A 15,904-nucleotide genomic window follows, 5' to 3' on the forward strand; every position below is an offset into this window, starting at 1 on the left:
GGTGAAGCCGCTGCGCTGGGGTGTCCTCGGGGCCACCGCCCACATCGCGAGCCGGGTGCTGCCCGCGATCCACCGGACGGCGGGCAACGCGGTGGTCGCCGTGGCGAGCCGGGCCGGGAGGCGCGCGAAGGCGGAAGAGGTGGCGCGGCCGTTCGGGGCACGCGTGCACGACGGGTACGACGAGCTGCTGGCCGACCCGGACGTCGAGGCCGTGTACATCGCGCTGCCCAACACCCAGCACGTCCCGTGGACGTTGCGCGCGCTCGACGCGGGCAAGCACGTGCTGGTGGAGAAGCCGATGGCGCTGTCCGAAGAGGACTGCGTGCGCGTCGAGCGGGCCGCCGCCGACCTCGTGGTGATGGAGGCGTACATGTACCGCTTCCACCCGCAGCAGCGGCGTGCGGCCGACCTGCTGGCCTCCGGCGAGATCGGCGAGCTGCGGGTGGTGCGGTCGGCGTTCGCGTACCCGACCGCGGTCGAGGGGAACATCCGGTTCGACCCGGCTCTGGGCGGCGGCGCGACCTGGGACGTCGGCTGCTACGCGTTCGACGTCCCGCTGTGGGCGTTCGACGCCGAGCCGCGCGCGGCGCGGGCCCGGTTCCACTCGCGGGAGGTCGACCTGAGCGCGGTGGCCACCCTCGACTTCGGCGACGGCCGGTGGGCCGTGCTGGACTACAGCCTCGAGTACGGCCCGCGGGCGACCTACGAGTTCCAGGGCACGCGCGGCTCGATCTCCGTGCGCAACGCGTGGACCCGACCCGACGAGGAAGGGCTGATCACGGTCGTCACGCTGGACGGCGTGCGCGACGAGGCGGTGCCCGCGGCCGACGCCTACGAGCACCAGGCCGCCGCGTTCGCCGAGGCGGTCCGGGAGCGGGTCACGCCGCTGGTGACGCCGGCGCACTCGGCGCGCACCGCCCGGGTGGGCCAGGCGCTCGCGCGGTCGGCCGCGACCGGCGCCGAAGTGGACCTCCGACGCCGGCCGTGACCCGTCAGGCCGGCGCCGCCGCGGCTTCCACCGGCGGGGTGCGCAGCACGTACGCGGTGGACAGCACGGTCGACAGCAGCGTCAGCCCCGTCGCCGAGCCGACCACGACCAGGTAGATCCCGATCGGGCCCTGCGGCCAGAACGTGCCGTTCAACGCGATGGCGAACGGGACCAGCGTCACCAGCGACACGATCGCGCCCAGGATGATCCCGCCCAGCGAGATCACCACCGACTCGACGCCGACCATCCGCAGGATCTGCCCGTGCGTCGCGCCGATCAGCCGTTGCAGCGCGAATTCGCGCCGCCGCTCACCGGTCGCGATCACCAGGGTGTTCACCAGCGAGATCACCGTGTACGCCAGGATCATGCCGACCAGCAGGTAGTTCACCCACGCGCCGGTCTGCTCGCCGCCGCCGCCCGCCGCGAGCGCCTCCTCGCGGCCGGCGACCTCCAGGTCCGGGTGACGCCCGGTCAACGGCGCCAACGCCGACTCCGGGCCCTTCACCAGGACCTGCGTGGCCCGGCCGCCCGTGGTGTGCGCGGCGACCAGTTCGGCGGGCAGCAACGCCGCGTCGAACGAGCCCGTGTGCACGGCCACGACCTCCAGGTCGACGACCGCCCCGTCACCCAGCTTCATCCTGATCGGGTCGCCGACGGCGGCTCCCAGGTCCTCCGCCCAGCCGGTCGGCAGCGCGACCGAGTCGCCGCGCAGGTCGTCCAGCGACCCGGCGGTGACGTCCACGTCCATGGTCCGCGTGACCCCGCTCGGCGTCACCCCGAGCACGGTGATCTCGTCGTCGCCGTCCTCGTGGTCGGGGAAGTACGCCTCGCTGTCGACCACCGCCGACGCCGCCTCGACACCCGGCAGGGCGCGCACCTCGTCCACCACTTCCAGCGGCACCCCGCCGGCGGCACCGGTGACCACGGCGTCCGCGCGCAGGCTCTCCGCGAACGCGTCGGTGGCGGCACTCGCCTGGGTGGTCTGCAGGTAGAGCAACGCGGTGGCCAGGCCGGTGGCGAGCATGACGGGCGTGATGGCGCTCGCCACGCGCACCCGCCGCGCGCCGGTGTTCAGCACGGCGAGGTAACCGGACAGGCCGGACAGGGCGCGCACCGGCCAGCGCAGGACCGCGATCAGCACCCTCGCGGCGGCGGGGGAGAGCAGCGCGATGCCCGCCGCCCACAGCATCGCCGTGGGCCCGGCCGTGCTCGCCGCCACCGGCCCGGACATGACCACCGCGGTGATGACGCTCAACGCCGTGCCGCCGCCCAGGCACAGCAGCGCGAACACCAGCCGGGGCACGCTGAACCAGCGCGTCTGCAGTCCCGCGGCCATCAACGCCTCGGTCGGCCGGGTCACCGCCGCGCCCCGACCGGCGACGAACGCCGCGACCAGGGCGCTGAGCAGCGAGATGCCGACACCGGCCACCACGGGCACCCAGCCCTGCCGGTACGCCATGGCCTGCGGCGCGACGCCCGCGTCCGACAGCCGCGTCAACAGCCACGCGCCGAGGCGCCCGCTCAACGGCCAGCCCAGCGCGGTCGCGAGCACCGCCACGAACGCCGTCTCGCCGAGCACCAGCCTGCGCAGCTGGCCCGGCGTGGTGCCGATCGCCCGCAGCAGCGCCATCTCGCGGTGCCGCTGCTGCACGGACAGGCCGAGCGTGCCCGCCACGACGAACAACGCGACCATGATCGCCAACCCGCCGAAGACCGCCGACAGGGTGATGACCGCCTCGCCGCCGCCCCCGGTGTCGGAGAACTCGGCGAGCCCGCGCTCGTCGCCCGCGAGCACGGCCACGTCCCGACCGGACACCGCGGCCGTCAGGCCCGCGCGCACGCCGTCCGCCGTCGCGCCCGGTTCGAGCAGCACGCCGATCAGGTCGACCTTGCCGGGTTTCGCGTACAGCCGCCGTGCCTCGTCGTCGGCGAAGAACACGACCTGGGCCTCGACCGGCGCCCCGGCGACGCCGACCACCCGGTAGTCGACGTCCCGCGAGTCGATCCGCAGCGCGACCGTGCCGCCGGGGCCGATGCCGGAGTTCGCGCCCACCACGACCTCGCCCGGCCCCTGCGGCGCGCGGCCCTGCTCCACCGCGTACGGCGCGAGGCGTGCGCCGGACCACGTGTGGCCGGTCGCCTCCGCGCCGCCGGGCAGGAGCACCGGGAACGCCACGTCGGGCACGACCTCGGCGACCCCGGCGACGGCCGCGGCCTTGGCGGCCAGCGCGGCGTCGACCGGGGCGCGCTCCAGGTTCGCCGGGTCGCCGGCGACGACCAGCGGTGCCGCCGCGAGCCGTTGCGGCGGCACGTCGTCGCGGATGCCGGTCTCCATCAGGCCGCCGCACGCCATCACGATCGCCGCGCCCATGAACAGCGCGATGAACGACGCGGTGAACCCGCCGATGCGGTAGCGCAGGGTGCGCAACGCGAGGCGCAGCATCAGCGCACCCCGTCGGCCAGGTCGCCGGTGGGCGCGTCGGCCCAGGCGCCCAGCTGGGTCATGCGTTCGCTGACGGCGTGCGCGGTCGGCGACTCCAGCTCGCCCGCGATCCGGCCGTCGGCGAGGAAGACGACGCGGTCGGCGTGCGCGGCGGCCACCGGGTCGTGCGTCACGATCACCACGGTCTGGCCGACGTCGCGCACGGCCTGGCGCAGCAGGGCGAGGACTTCGAGCGTGGTGCGGGTGTCGAGCGCGCCGGTCGGCTCGTCGCCGAAGATCACCGCGGGTTCGGTGACGAGCGCGCGGGCGATGGCCACCCGCTGCTGCTGGCCGCCGGACAGCTCGGCGGGGCGGTGCTTGCGGCGTTCGGAGAGCCCGACGCGGGCGATGACGTCGTCCACCTGGGCGCGCTTCGGGCGGCGGCCGGCCAGGCGCAGCGGCAGCTGGACGTTCTCCACCACGGTGAGCGCGGGCAGCAGGTTGAACGACTGGAAGACGAAGCCGACGCGTTCGCGGCGTAACCGGGTCAGCTCGCGCTCGCTCAGGCCGGTGATCTCGCGACCGTCGAGCAGCACGGAGCCGGAGGTGGGTCTGTCCAGGCCCGCGGCGCAGTGCAGCGCGGTGCTCTTGCCGGATCCGGACGGGCCCATCACCGCGGTGAAGGTGCCGCGCGCGATGCCGAGCGTGACTCCGTCAAGGGCCACTACGCCGTTCCGCTCATTGCCGTAAACCTTGCGGACGGAATGCAGTCGGACGACGTCATCCACGCCTTGAATCGGAGATTGATTCACGTTCTTGCTCCCCATGTGGGACCTATCGGTGTGTGCACGCGCCGCAGACCATACGGACGGGATCAAGCCGGTGGCACTGGTGCCGTCCCCCGAACCGCCGGTCGGGCACGCCGGTGGAGCACGTCTCCGCATCGCTGCGGGGACCACGCGCGACCGACCTTTGAGTAGGTACGTGCCGGAGATCGTAGACACTGTTTCCATAATTTCTGTTGAGGACTCAACGAATAGTCGACGGTCACCTGAACTCCTCCTCACGCGTTCACCCGTGGGGTACGTTGGAACGGCCGCCCGGCACGAACGAGGTGGGTGCGGGAAATCCCCGAACCCGCCGGAGTTAGTGGACCCCGAGTAACGACGCGAAGGGGTTGGATGCATGCACCTGGAGATACGTCATGCCAGGGTGGTCACCACCCTTGCCGAGGCCGGCAGCATCTCGAAGGCCGCGGCGAAGCTGTCCCTGCCCCAACCGAGCCTCACCGCCCAATTGAGACGGATCGAGAAGGCGGTTGGCGGCGACCTGTTCGTGCGGTCGGCCTTCGGGATCACTCCCACACCCCTGGGGGAGCGATTGATCCCGATGCTGGCGGACCTGGCCACCCGGGCCGACGCGGTGGTGGCGGAGGCGTCCTCGCTGTCCTCCGGAATTCTCCGCATCGGCAACGCCGAATGGACACCGGTGACGCTGCGGCGCGCGCTGCAGTCGTCGCTGCCCTCGGTCGAGGTGCAGACGGTGACGCTGGACCCGGCGCTCGGCGTGGACGCGGTCAGCCGCGGCGAGCTCACCGCGGCGCTCGTGCCCAGCCCGGAGGCGGTGGACGGGGTGCGGGACCTCGATCCCACACTGGCCAAGGAGATCATCGTGCGCGAGCCGATCTGGCTCGCGCTGCCGCGCGACCACGCGCTCGCGCGCAGGACTACGGTGAGCCGAAGGCACATGCTGTCGCTGAGCTGGGTGCACCACGTGCCCGGCCACTGGTTCCACGTCGTCGAGGAGCACCTGTTCCGCAGGCTCGACCACCCCACGCCGGAGGTCATGCACTACGCGGGCGGGCACGCCGAGGCGATGAGCTGGGTGCGGGACGCGGGCGCGGCGGCGTTGGCCACGCCGACCGGGTCCACGTCGGACGTGAGCCTGGTGGCGATGACCGAGCCGTTGCGCAGCAGGCTGCTGCTCGTGTGGCGGCCCGGCTCGATCCACCCGAACACGCTCCGGCAGCTGATCGACGCGCTGCGCCGGTACTACTGCGAGTACGCCCGGTCGATCCCGCGCTACTGGAACTGGATGACCGAGCGGCCGACCGACTTCCCGGAGCTGGCCGCGTTCCTGCCGCGGCCGACCCGGTGGTGGCCGCGCGACTCGGCCGGTGACCAGCAGCCGGACCAGGCCTCCCGCACGGCCGCCACCTGAGCAGTCCACTGGGGATGAAGGGCCACCTCGACCCCGGTCGAGGTGGCCTTCGCCATCCCGAGAGTCCAACGTTCAGGGCTCGAGAGTCCAACGTTCGCGAGCCCTGAGTTCAACGCTCGGACACCCGCGCCCGACGCCGAGCGTTGAACTCAGGGCCGCTGAACGTCGGACTCTCGCGACGTGGGCGTTGGACTCTCGCGACGTGGGCGTTGGACTCTCGGCGGTCAGTCGGGTGTCAGCACGGTGTCAGTGGGCCTTGCGAACCTTGATCCGGCAACGGACCAGGGCGAGGAGGACGCACATGACGGCGTTGGTGGCGGTCTCGAGTCACCTGCCGGAGACGGTGGCCGTCGCGGACCTGCAGGAGTCGCTCGGGCTCGACGAGCAGCAGGTGCGCCGGTTCACCCGGCTCTACGGCCTCGACCGGATCTGCAAGTCCGACCTGTCCGAGGCGCAACTGCTGATCGCGGCCGCGGAGAAGCTCGACGGGCTGCGCGGCCAGGAGGACCGGGTCCGCTACCTCATCCGCGCCAAGGGTATGCGCACCACCGCGCCCTACCCGATCAGCCCGGTGCACGAGGTCCGCGAGGCGTTGAACCTGCGGCACGCGACGACCCTCTCCGTCGCCGACCACGGCTGCGCCACCGGCCTGCTCGCCCTGGACGTGGCTGGCACGCTGCTCGCCGCCGACGGCGACCCCGACGCGCTGGCGCTGATCCTGGCCGGCGACAAGACGTTCACGCCGTTCACCCAGTGGGTCCGCGACACGTCGATCATGGGCGAGGGCATGGCCGCGATCCTGGTGGCCGCCGACGGCGACCGCGACCACGTGCGCGGCTACGCCAGCCGCATCCACGGCCGCGACGACGGCGTGATCGACCTGACCCCCGAGATCGCCAAGGACGCCCGCCGCATCTACCAGGACGCGCTGGCCGAGGTCGTCGGTGCGGCCACCGGCGAGGCGGGCATCGGCGTCGCCGACCTCGACCTGGTGCTGCCCCACAACGTCAACCGCGTGTCGTGGACGGTCGCGGCGAAGAACCTCGGCCTGCCCAACGACCGGTTCTTCCTGGACAACCTCGGCGCCACCGGCCACTGCTTCTGCGCCGACCCGTTCATCAACTACCAGACGGTGACCGAGCTCGGCCTGCTCAAGCCCGGCGACAAGTACCTGATGACGGCCGCCGGCCTCGGTCAGACGTTCGCCGCGATGGTCCTGGAGCACTGAGATGTCCCGGAGCGCAGACATGGACGAACCGGACTTCACCCGCAGGCTCAAGACGGCGCTGCTCGGCACGCCGGACGCCTCGCTCGCGTTCCTCGGCAACTTCGAGGTCGAACAGCGGTGGGCGCTCGGCGAGCACACGCTGCCCCGGCTGTCGGCCGAGAGCGGCGCGGCCGTGGTCAACCACATGGACGAGTTCGCGCTGCTGCTGGCCGGCGGCGACGACCACGTCGTGCTCAAGGCCACCCCCGACCCCGACTACCTGGCCTACCTCGCCGGGCTGGGCATCGACCTGCCGACCGTGCACGTGGTGGCGGACTCCGACCCGCGCCGCACGGTCACCGCCGACGCCCTCGCCGACCCCGCCACGGTCGAGACGGTGGCGGGACTGGCCCGGCAGGGCGTCCGGCTGACCGCGCACGGCGTGTCCGACCTGGAAGAACGCCTCGCCGAACGCACCGGCATGGCCCTGGCCGCACCGGACGCCACGACGTGCAAAGCGGTCAACAGCAAGGTCTACAGCCGCCGCGCGGCCGACGAGCTGGGGTTGCGGCAGCCCGCCGGGTGGGCCTGCGAGAGCGTCGACGAGCTGCGCGAGGCGTTCGAGCGGGCACGCGCGCTGGTCGCGGACGGCCGCAAGGTCGTGGTGAAGGAGGCGCTGGGCGTCTCCGGCAAGGGCATCGCGGTGCTGGAGAGCGACCGCCGGATGGACCGCCTGCTCGGCATGGTCGCCAAGCAGGTCGAGAAGTCCGGCCGGCCGCGGCTCGCGTTCGTGGTGGAGGAGTGGGTCGCCAAGCGCGCCGACCTCAACTACCAGTTCACCGTGGCCCGCGACGGCGACGTGCGGTTCGACTTCGTCAAGGAGCTGCACACCGAAGGCGGCGTCCACAAAGGACATCGGATGCCCGCGAGGCTGTCCGGCGCCCAGGTCGGCGAACTCGCCGAGACCTCGCTCCGGCTGGGCAAGAAGCTCGCCGCGGACGGCTACTACGGCGTGGTCGGCGTGGACGCCATGGTCGACCCCGACGACGGCCTCTACCCGGTCGTGGAGATCAACGCGCGCAACAACATGTCCACCTACCAGGCACGCGTGCAGGAGCGGTTCGTCGGACCCGGGCAGGTCGCCCTGGCCCGGCACTACCCCGTGCGGCTGCACCGCAGGCTGCCGTTCGCCGAGGTGCGCGACCTGCTGCGCGGCCTGCTGCTCGACGGGGCCGGCGGCACCGGCCTGCTGGTCAACAACTTCGCCACGGTCAACGCGGGCCACCGCGCCGACGCGGCGTTCGACGGACGGCTCTACGGCCTGCTCGTCGCGTCGTCGGACGACGAGCTGCGCCGCGTGGACGACGACATCACCGCCCGATTGGAGACGCGACCGTGAGCGCCGAGTTCGAGGTCCAGGGCATCGGGATCACCGAGATCGCCGAGCGGTACGGCACACCGCTGTACCTGTACGACGGCGACGAGCTGGAGTCGCGGGTGGACGGGCTCAAGGAGCTGCTGCACCCGCGGCTGGAGTTCTTCTTCTCCCTCAAGTCGAACCCCAACATCGGCGTGCTGTCCGTGCTGCACGCCCGGGGCGCGCGGGCCGAGGTGTCGTCGATGGCCGAGCTGGTCACCGCGCGCCGCGCCGGCGTCGACCCCGCCGACATCATCTTCCTCGGGCCGGGCAAGAGCGCCGACGAGCTGGCCGCCTGCCTGGACGAGGGCGTCTACGCGATCGTGTGCGAGTCGTTCGGCGAGCTGGCGCTGATCGACGAGTTCGCCGCGCTGCGCGGGATGCGCGCGCCGGTCGCGCTGCGGGTCAACCCCAGCTTCTCGGTCAAGGGCTCCGGCCTGACCATGGGCGGCAAGCCGCGCCAGTTCGGCATCGACGAGTCGCAGCTGTTCGCGTCCGACGACCTCGTGGCACGGCACCCGAACGTGCGGTTCATGGGCGTGCAGGTCTACATGGGCACCCGGATCCTGTCCGAGGAGGCCGTCGCCGAGAACACCGAGCGGATCTTCGAGCTGGCCGACCGGCTGGCCGGGCACCTCGGCATCCCGCTGGAGCTGGTCGACATCGGCGGCGGCCTCGGCGTGGCCTACTTCGACGGCGAGCGCGACCTCGACCTCGCGCTGCTCGCCGCGCGCGTCAACCCGGTCATCGACGGGTTCGCCGACCGGCACCCCGGCACCCGGCTGGTGATGGAGCTCGGCCGCTACCTCACCGCCACGTCCGGCACGTACGTGGTGCGCGTGCGGTACGTCAAGGAGTCCATGGGGGAGCGGTTCGCGGTCGCCGACGGCGGCACGAACCACCACATGGCGGCGGTGGGCATCGGGTCGTTCGTCAAGCGGAACTTCCCCATGCGGGTGCTCAACCGGGTCGACGAGCCCGCCACCGAGAGCTGGCACGTCACCGGACCGCTGTGCACGCCCAACGACACCCTCGGCAAGAAGGTCCGGCTGCCGCCCGTCCGACCCGGCGACCTCGTCGGCGTGCTGCGCTCCGGCGCCTACGGCCCGACCGCCTCGCCCGTGCTGTTCCTCAGCCACGGCTACCCGGCGGAAGTGCTCGTCCACGACGGGCGCGCGCACCTGGTGCGCACCCGTGACGACACCGAGGACCTGCTGCGCCACCAACACCTCCCCGACCGCGCCGCCGCCACGGCTCTCACCGAAGGAACCGCATCATGAGCGAATCCACCACCGTCGCCCCCCGCGAGCGGATCGTCGGCGCCATCACCGCCGTGCTGGCCCAGGTGCTGGACTACGACCTGCCGGAGCTGACCGAGCAGTCCCGGCTGTTCGACGAGCTCGGCCTCGACTCGACCGGCGTCTTCGAGCTGCTGATGCAGCTGGAGGAGGCGCTGGAGGTCGAGTTCGACACCGACAACCTGGAGATGGCGCACTTCGAGACGGTCCGCTCGCTGGCCGACTTCGTCGCCGCGGAAATGGACCGCTAGCCGTGTACCGGACCACCGCGCCGACGCTGTCCCGGCCGGCGGGCGCGCGGACGCTGGGCCTGGCGCGGGTCGTGCGGACCCGCGTCGCCCCCGACCGCTCGCTGGCCGACGAGTTCTCGTTGCGCCACTTCACCGACCTGACCTCCGGTTACGGCGTCGCGCTGCGACCCGAGGCGCTCGCCTCGCCGGGCACCACGTTCACCGCGCTGACCCGGTCGCTGCACGCGGGCCTGGAGCCGTTGGGGCCGGTGGAGCTGGCGATCGTGGCCCACGCCACGCCGGACCTGGACTGCCGGATGGCCGCGGCGACGTACCTGGCCGAGGCGGTGCCCGGCGCGCCGTTGTCGTTCTCGGTGTCGGACGTCGGCCGGTGCGCGCCGTTCGCGGCGTTGCGGATCGCGGCCGACTACGCGGCCCGGCACGGGTTCTCGCGCGCGCTGGTGGTGATCGCGGACCAGGCCACGTTGCCCTACGAGCTGGGTGACGAGGCCGGTGACCGGCCGGTCGGCGATGCCGGGGTGGCGTTGCTGCTGGAGCCGGGAGGCGCGCCGTTGTCGATGGTGCACACACCCGGGGTGTCGGTCGCGGACCTGCCGGACGCCGTCGCGGCCGGGATGGCGTCGTTGGTGGGTCCGGGCGTGCCGGTGGCCGTGGTCGCCGGGGCCGGGGTCGACCCGGAGCTGGTGCGGCACGGCGGGACGGTGCGGTCCGCGCCGGCCGGGTACCCGTGCACGGCGCTGTGGGAGGGCTTGGCGGACTCGCTGGGACGCGTGGTGCTCGTGGAGCACGACGTGGCGACCGGCGACCTGGGCATGGCCGCGGTGGGGGTGACCCGGTGACGACGTCGGTGCGGTTGGGCGCGGCGGTGCTGTCGAGGTGCCACTCGGCGGCGCGGGAGGAAGGGCTGGCGCCCGCGTTGACGGTGCTGGGTTCGCTCGTGGCGCCGGGGCTGCTGCCGTGCGGGCCGGGTGGGCACGCGGTCGTGCCGCAGGAGGTCGCGGCGTCGGCGGACCGGGTGTGGGTGGACGGCGTCGTGGTGGACCGGCCTGGACTGGCCGAGTCCACTGTGGATACGATCGACCTGCCCGGCGGGGCGGTCGTGCTGCTGCGGGTCCTGGGTACACGATCGGGTGAAGATGGTCCGAGAATGTACGGAAACGGTGTTCCCGTACCTCGGTTGAGAGCAGCGGACCCCGAGACCGACCCCGCCACGTCCGACCAGCGCGCCGCCTGGGCCCTGGGCCTGGTGTGGCTGCGGCTGGGGCTGTCGGAGGCGCTGCGCGAGACGTGCATGCGCTACCTGAACGGGAGGCGGACCGGCAGCACCACCCTGCTGCAGCAGCAGATGGTGAAGTCGACCGTGGCCGACGGGCTGATCGAGCACCTGGAGGTGCGGGCGGTCCTGACGGGCGTGGACGCGGGCGAGCTGCCCGGCGTGATCCTGGCCCACCTGCACGCGAGGATCACCGCGGCCGACCGGTGGCTGGTGAACCTGCTCGGCGCGAGCGGGTACCTGGTCGGCGGCCCGGGGCAGGTGGCGCACCTGTCGGAGCTGCTGGCGGAGGCCTACGTGCCCGGCCCGACCCCGGAGCCCGCCGCAGACCCCACCGCAGGCCCCACCGCGGGTCCCGCCGCGGGTCCCGCCGCAGACCCGACCTCGGGCCCCACTGCGGGCCCCGCCGCAAACCGGACCTCGGGCGCCGCCGCGGATTCCGCGTCGGGCACGCCCGGGACGCACGTGGGCGTCGAGTCGTGAGCGCGTTGGACGCGCGGCTGGTCGCGTTGCGCGACCAGGTGCGCGAGTGGGGGGCGGACTTCCGCCGGTTGGGGCTCGCGGTGGACCGCGACCCGGAGCTCATCCGCGACCACTTCGACCTCCCCGCGGTCCGGTACCTGTCGACCATGGGCATCCCGCCGGAGTACGGCAACGTCCCCATCCCCATCGCGGGCAACCGGTTCTACGGCACGCTGGCCCTCGAACGGGCGATCATCATGGAGGAGCTGGCCTGCGCCGACGTCGGCATGCTGGTCGCCTCGCCCGGCCCGCTGCTGGCCGGCGTGCTGGTCGACCTGCTCGCCGACGACGAGCAGAAGGAGTGGTTCTACGGCCGGATGCTCGCCGAGCCGCTGTGGACGTTCTTCGCGCTCACCGAACCCGACCGCGGGTCCGACGCGGGCGGGCTGACCACGACGTTGACCTCGGTCGAGGGCGGCGCGGTGCTCGCCGGCGAGAAGCGGTACGTCGGCAACGCCTGCCGGGCGCAGCTCGGGGTGGTGTTCGCGCGCGTCGGCTCCGGCCCGCTGGGCATCAACGCGGTCCTGGTGGAGACCCCGGCGCCGGGGTTCTCGGCGACCGCGCTGGAGACCATCGGCCTGCGCGGCGCGCGGATCAGCGCGATCACCCTGGACGACGTGCACGTGCCGGCGTCCCGCTTCGTCGGACGGCACCTCTCGCCGTCGCGGCGCGGCATGTGGGCGTTCGTGCAGACGTTCAACCTGCTCCGGCCGGGCGTGGCGGCGATCGCGCTCGGCATCGCGCGGGCGGCGCACGAGTACGTCGCGGAGAACCGCTCGACGTTGCGCCGCGACGAGCGCGACCGGCTCGACGAGCTGGGCCGCCGGATCACGGCGGCGCGCGCGCTCGTGCACCTGGCCGCCCGCGCGGTGGACGCCCGGACCTCGGACGGCTACCTGGCGTCGGCGGCGAAGGCCCGCGCGTCGCAACTGGCGCTCGACGCCACCCGCGCGGCCTGCGAGTTCTTCGGCGTCGGCGCCCGCTTCGACCACCCGCGGCTGGACAAGCTGGTCCGCGACGCGCGCGGCCTGGAGTTCATCGAGGGCACGTCGAACATGCAGAAGCTGAACCTGTTCCAGGGCCTGTTCACCGGCAAGCTGGACCGGGACGACCCGTTCCGGGTGAGCGTCGGCTCACCGCGCTGAACCCCGCGCGCCACCCCCGCGGCCGACCGCCGCCGCACCCCGAGTACCCCGACCGGCGCCAACCGGTCGGGGTACTCGGCGTGGTGCCCGCGGTGGGCGCGCACCGCCTCCGGGCACGCCCGGAACTCCTCCAGCCGGCTCGTGAGCCGAGCCCTCATCCACGTCGTGCCGTCGTACCGGGGCTCGAAGCGGCGCCCGGACGGCGACGAGCCCACCGGGTCGGGGGACCGGTGGGCTCGTCGTTTCCCGGGGGAGGGAGGTCCTACTTGCCGTGCAGCTGCTTGAGGTACTCGTAGGTGCTGGGCAGCGTGGTCAGCAGTTCCTTCTGCGTCTGCTTGATCTGCGCGAACACCGGCTCGGCCGAGTCCAGCACGTCCTGCCGCGCGGCCAGCGCGGGCAGCGAGTGGTCGGGCAGGTAGTCGAGCCCGGCGAAGATGCAGTAGTAGTTGGAGTTGTTCCAGAAGTTGCGGAACTCCGCGTCGAAGTTCGCGTAGTAGGTCGACTCGTCGGTGATCGGCATGTTCACCGCCAGGCCCGCCTTGTACATGCGGACCTTCTCCTGGAAGTCGTCCGCCAGCCGCAGCTCCTTGCAGGCCTGCCAGAACGCCGTGTCGTTGCGCGGCGCGAAGCTGAAGTGGCCCTGCACGAAGTCGCGGGAGTCGTCGAACATCGTCTCGATCTCCGCGTTGAAGCGGTCTTGCAGGACCGAGTCGAAGTTCTTGTCCGGGAAGTACTTCGCCAGCTGGTACAGCGCCGCGTAGACGAAGTAGATGCCGGTCGACTCCAGCGGCTCCAGGAAGCAGGAGGCGAGGCCGATCGAGACGACGTTCTTCACCCACGCGCGGCGGTTGCGGCCGACCCGGAACTTGATCTGGTTCAGGTTCGCCGTCTCGGGGTCGAGGCCCCACATGGTGCAGAACTCCAGGGTCGCGTCGTCGCGCGACTGGAAGCGGCTGGAGAAGACGTAGCCCGTGCCGAACCGGCCCAGCATCGGGATCTTCCACGCCCACCCGCTCGACATGGCGATCGAGGACGTGTACGGCTCGACGCCGTTGGCCGCGTCGTCGTGCGGCACCTGCGTCGCGACCGCGCTGTCGTTGAGCAGGTGGTCGCTCATGTCCAGGAACGGCTCCTTCATGGCCTGGTTGATGAGCAGGCCGCGGAAGCCGGAGCAGTCGATGAACAGGTCACCCTCGATGGTGAGCCCGCCCTCGGTCTTGAGCGCCGAGATGTTGCCGCGCTGGTCGATGACCGCTTCGGTCATCAGGTCCTGGATGTGGATCGCGCCCTGGTTGGTGGTGGCCCACTTGCGCAGGAACGGCGAGATCAGGTTGGTGTCGAAGTGCCACGCGTAGTTGGTCCACTTCGTGCCGTCCATGAACCGCGGCGACAGCTTCGCGTCCATGATCGGGGGCTCGCGGTAGCAGGCGTAGTCGAACGGCTCGTCGGTCTGGCCGCCGAGCTTCTTGTGCGCCCAGTAGTGCGACAGCGGGTGGTTCTCGTGGTTGGGCAGCAGGCCGAACAGGTGGTAGTAGTGGTCGGTCCCGTCGCCGTACGGCCGGGGGTTCGCCTCGCCGCGGCCCGGGGTGCGCCAGTTGGTGAACTTGATGCCCATCTTGTAGCTGGCGTTGCACTCGCGCATCCAGTCCTCTTCGGCGATGCCGAGGAACTCGAAGAACGTCTTGTGCAGGTTGGGTACGGTCGCCTCGCCCACACCGATCTTGGGGATCGAGGGCGCCTCCAGCACGGTGATGGTCACACCGGGGCCGAGCGCCTTGCCGAGGTACGCCGCGGCCATCCAGCCCGCGGTGCCGCCACCGAGCACCACGACCTTCTTGATCCTACGATCTTCCATCGAGGTTTGTCCTCCCGTCATGATCACGACAAAGGCCGCGGAACCGACGTCCGTCGCGGTGCTGCCGGTGTTCGAAGGGCGAGTGCCCGGAAATCCGTGTCCGGACCCACCCTGAACCCGAATGGCTATGAATTTTCTATACGCACCGCCGTCAGTGACGTGTCAGCGGCTTGTCAGCCGTGTTCGCGAGTATGTGGTCGGGATCGCTGCCCGGCCGGGTCGGCGCAGCTCATCAGGGCTGGACGAGAAAGGGACGGTAACGTGGCACCTGCCTTCGCGGTGATTTCCGGCGCTCAGGTGAACGAGGTATTGCGAGGGCGCGAGAAGCACGTTCTCGAACTCATCGAGGCCGCCTACCGGTGGCACGGTGAAGGCGCCACGATCAATCCTCCGTCCTATTTCCTGCGGTTCCCCGAAGACCCCTCGTCGCGGATCATCGCGCTGCCCGCGTCCATCGGCGGCGACATCGGCGTGCACGGGGTGAAGTGGATCTCCAGCTTCCCCGCGAACGTCGCCGCCGGGCTGCCGCGCGCGTCCGCGGTGCTGATCCTCAACGACCGCGAGACCGGCTACCCGATCGCCTGCCTGGAGAGCTCCATCGTCAGCGCGGTGCGCACCGCCGCGTCCGCCGCGCTCGCCGCCGACTGGCTCAGCCGAGGCCGCGGCCCCGGCCGCCCCGCCCGGGTCGGGTTCGTCGGCACCGGCCTGATCGCCCGCTACATCCACACCTACCTGACCGCGACCGGGTGGAGCTTCGACGAGGTCGGCGTGCACGACCTGAGCGCCGACTCCGCGACCGGCTTCCGCGAGTACGCCCTGGACGCGGGCGACGGCGCGGTGCGGGTCCACGACAGCGCGGAGAGCCTGATCCGGTCGAGCGACCTGGTCGTGTTCGCCACCGTCGCGGGCACGCCGCACGTCACCGACCCGACGTGGTTCGACCACAACCCGCTGGTGCTGCACGTGTCGCTGCGCGACCTGTCGCCCGAGGTGATCCTCGCGTCCGCCAACGTGGTGGACGACGTGGAGCACTGCCTGAAGGCGAACACCTCGCCGCACCTGGCCGAGCAGCTCACCGGCAACCGGGAGTTCCTGTCCGGCACGTTGCACGACGTCATGACCGGCGCGGTGACGCCACCGGCGGACCGGCCGCTGGTGTTCTCCCCGTTCGGCCTCGGCGTGCTGGACCTGGCGGTCGGCAAGCACGTCTACGACGAGGTGTCGCGGGCGGGCGAGCTGGCCGTGGTCCCGGACTTCTTCCACGACCTCGACCGCTACGGCAAGCGCTGAGCCGCCTGACCGTGCA

The 15,904-nt window shown here is 72.0% G+C and carries 13 protein-coding genes; 10 read left to right on the plus strand and 3 right to left on the minus strand.

Going from position 1 to position 15,904, the window contains the following annotated elements; genetic code table 11:
* Nucleotide 1 precedes the first annotated feature (1 nt).
* Complete coding sequence (locus IOD16_RS11935; protein WP_201440085.1) at nucleotides 2-988, plus strand: Gfo/Idh/MocA family protein; 987 nt, start codon at nucleotides 2-4, stop codon at nucleotides 986-988.
* A 4-nt stretch (nucleotides 989-992) separates the two neighbouring features.
* Here the strand turns inward: IOD16_RS11935 and IOD16_RS11940 are convergent, their stop codons facing one another.
* Both IOD16_RS11940 and IOD16_RS11945 read right to left on the minus strand, forming a co-directional pair.
* Nucleotides 993-3,431 (minus strand): ABC transporter permease, encoded by a 2,439-nt coding sequence (locus IOD16_RS11940; RefSeq protein WP_201440086.1) that lies wholly within the window; start codon nucleotides 3,429-3,431, stop codon nucleotides 993-995.
* On the minus strand, nucleotides 3,431-4,237 hold the full coding sequence (locus IOD16_RS11945; protein WP_201440087.1) for an ABC transporter ATP-binding protein: 807 nt from the start codon (nucleotides 4,235-4,237) through the stop codon (nucleotides 3,431-3,433). The genes IOD16_RS11940 and IOD16_RS11945 overlap by 1 nt, the downstream gene beginning before the upstream one ends.
* 358 nt (nucleotides 4,238-4,595) lie before the next feature.
* Here IOD16_RS11945 and IOD16_RS11950 point away from each other — a divergent pair, with 358 nt between their 5' ends.
* From IOD16_RS11950 to IOD16_RS11985, 8 genes are all read left to right on the plus strand, one after another.
* Nucleotides 4,596-5,630, plus strand: a complete 1,035-nt coding sequence (locus IOD16_RS11950) for a LysR family transcriptional regulator (RefSeq protein WP_201440088.1) — start codon at nucleotides 4,596-4,598, stop codon at nucleotides 5,628-5,630.
* A gap of 301 nt (nucleotides 5,631-5,931) precedes the next feature.
* Nucleotides 5,932-6,858, plus strand: coding sequence for a 3-oxoacyl-[acyl-carrier-protein] synthase III C-terminal domain-containing protein (locus tag IOD16_RS11955; protein WP_201440089.1), 927 nt, complete (start codon nucleotides 5,932-5,934; stop codon nucleotides 6,856-6,858).
* A 19-nt stretch (nucleotides 6,859-6,877) separates the two neighbouring features.
* On the plus strand, nucleotides 6,878-8,236 hold the full coding sequence (locus tag IOD16_RS11960) for an ATP-grasp domain-containing protein (RefSeq protein WP_201440090.1): 1,359 nt from the start codon (nucleotides 6,878-6,880) through the stop codon (nucleotides 8,234-8,236).
* Nucleotides 8,233-9,534: a type III PLP-dependent enzyme gene (locus IOD16_RS11965; protein ID WP_201440091.1), complete on the plus strand. Its 1,302-nt coding sequence runs from the start codon at nucleotides 8,233-8,235 to the stop codon at nucleotides 9,532-9,534. The genes IOD16_RS11960 and IOD16_RS11965 overlap by 4 nt, the downstream gene beginning before the upstream one ends.
* Complete coding sequence (locus tag IOD16_RS11970; RefSeq protein WP_123742182.1) at nucleotides 9,531-9,803, plus strand: acyl carrier protein; 273 nt, start codon at nucleotides 9,531-9,533, stop codon at nucleotides 9,801-9,803. The genes IOD16_RS11965 and IOD16_RS11970 overlap by 4 nt, the downstream gene beginning before the upstream one ends.
* Nucleotides 9,804-9,805: 2 nt before the next feature.
* On the plus strand, nucleotides 9,806-10,642 hold the full coding sequence (locus IOD16_RS11975; protein ID WP_201440092.1) for a hypothetical protein: 837 nt from the start codon (nucleotides 9,806-9,808) through the stop codon (nucleotides 10,640-10,642).
* On the plus strand, nucleotides 10,639-11,559 hold the full coding sequence (locus IOD16_RS11980) for a DUF2786 domain-containing protein (RefSeq protein WP_201440093.1): 921 nt from the start codon (nucleotides 10,639-10,641) through the stop codon (nucleotides 11,557-11,559). Before IOD16_RS11975 ends, IOD16_RS11980 begins: the two co-directional genes overlap by 4 nt.
* Nucleotides 11,556-12,743 carry an acyl-CoA dehydrogenase family protein gene (locus IOD16_RS11985; protein ID WP_201440094.1) on the plus strand — a complete coding sequence of 396 codons (1,188 nt, stop codon included), beginning with the start codon at nucleotides 11,556-11,558 and terminating at the stop codon, nucleotides 12,741-12,743. Before IOD16_RS11980 ends, IOD16_RS11985 begins: the two co-directional genes overlap by 4 nt.
* Before the next feature lie 262 nt (nucleotides 12,744-13,005).
* Here IOD16_RS11985 and IOD16_RS11990 read toward each other — a convergent pair whose 3' ends face one another.
* On the minus strand, nucleotides 13,006-14,598 hold the full coding sequence (locus IOD16_RS11990) for a tryptophan halogenase family protein (RefSeq protein ID WP_123742178.1): 1,593 nt from the start codon (nucleotides 14,596-14,598) through the stop codon (nucleotides 13,006-13,008).
* Nucleotides 14,599-14,859: 261 nt separating this feature from the next.
* On the opposite strand from IOD16_RS11990, the gene sbnB reads away from it, so the two are divergent.
* Nucleotides 14,860-15,888, plus strand: a complete 1,029-nt coding sequence (gene sbnB, locus IOD16_RS11995) for a 2,3-diaminopropionate biosynthesis protein SbnB (RefSeq protein WP_201440095.1) — start codon at nucleotides 14,860-14,862, stop codon at nucleotides 15,886-15,888.
* Nucleotides 15,889-15,904 lie beyond the last annotated feature (16 nt).

The sequence above is a fragment of the Saccharothrix sp. 6-C genome (assembly GCF_016695385.1).
GTDB lineage: Bacteria > Actinomycetota > Actinomycetes > Mycobacteriales > Pseudonocardiaceae > Actinosynnema > Actinosynnema texasense.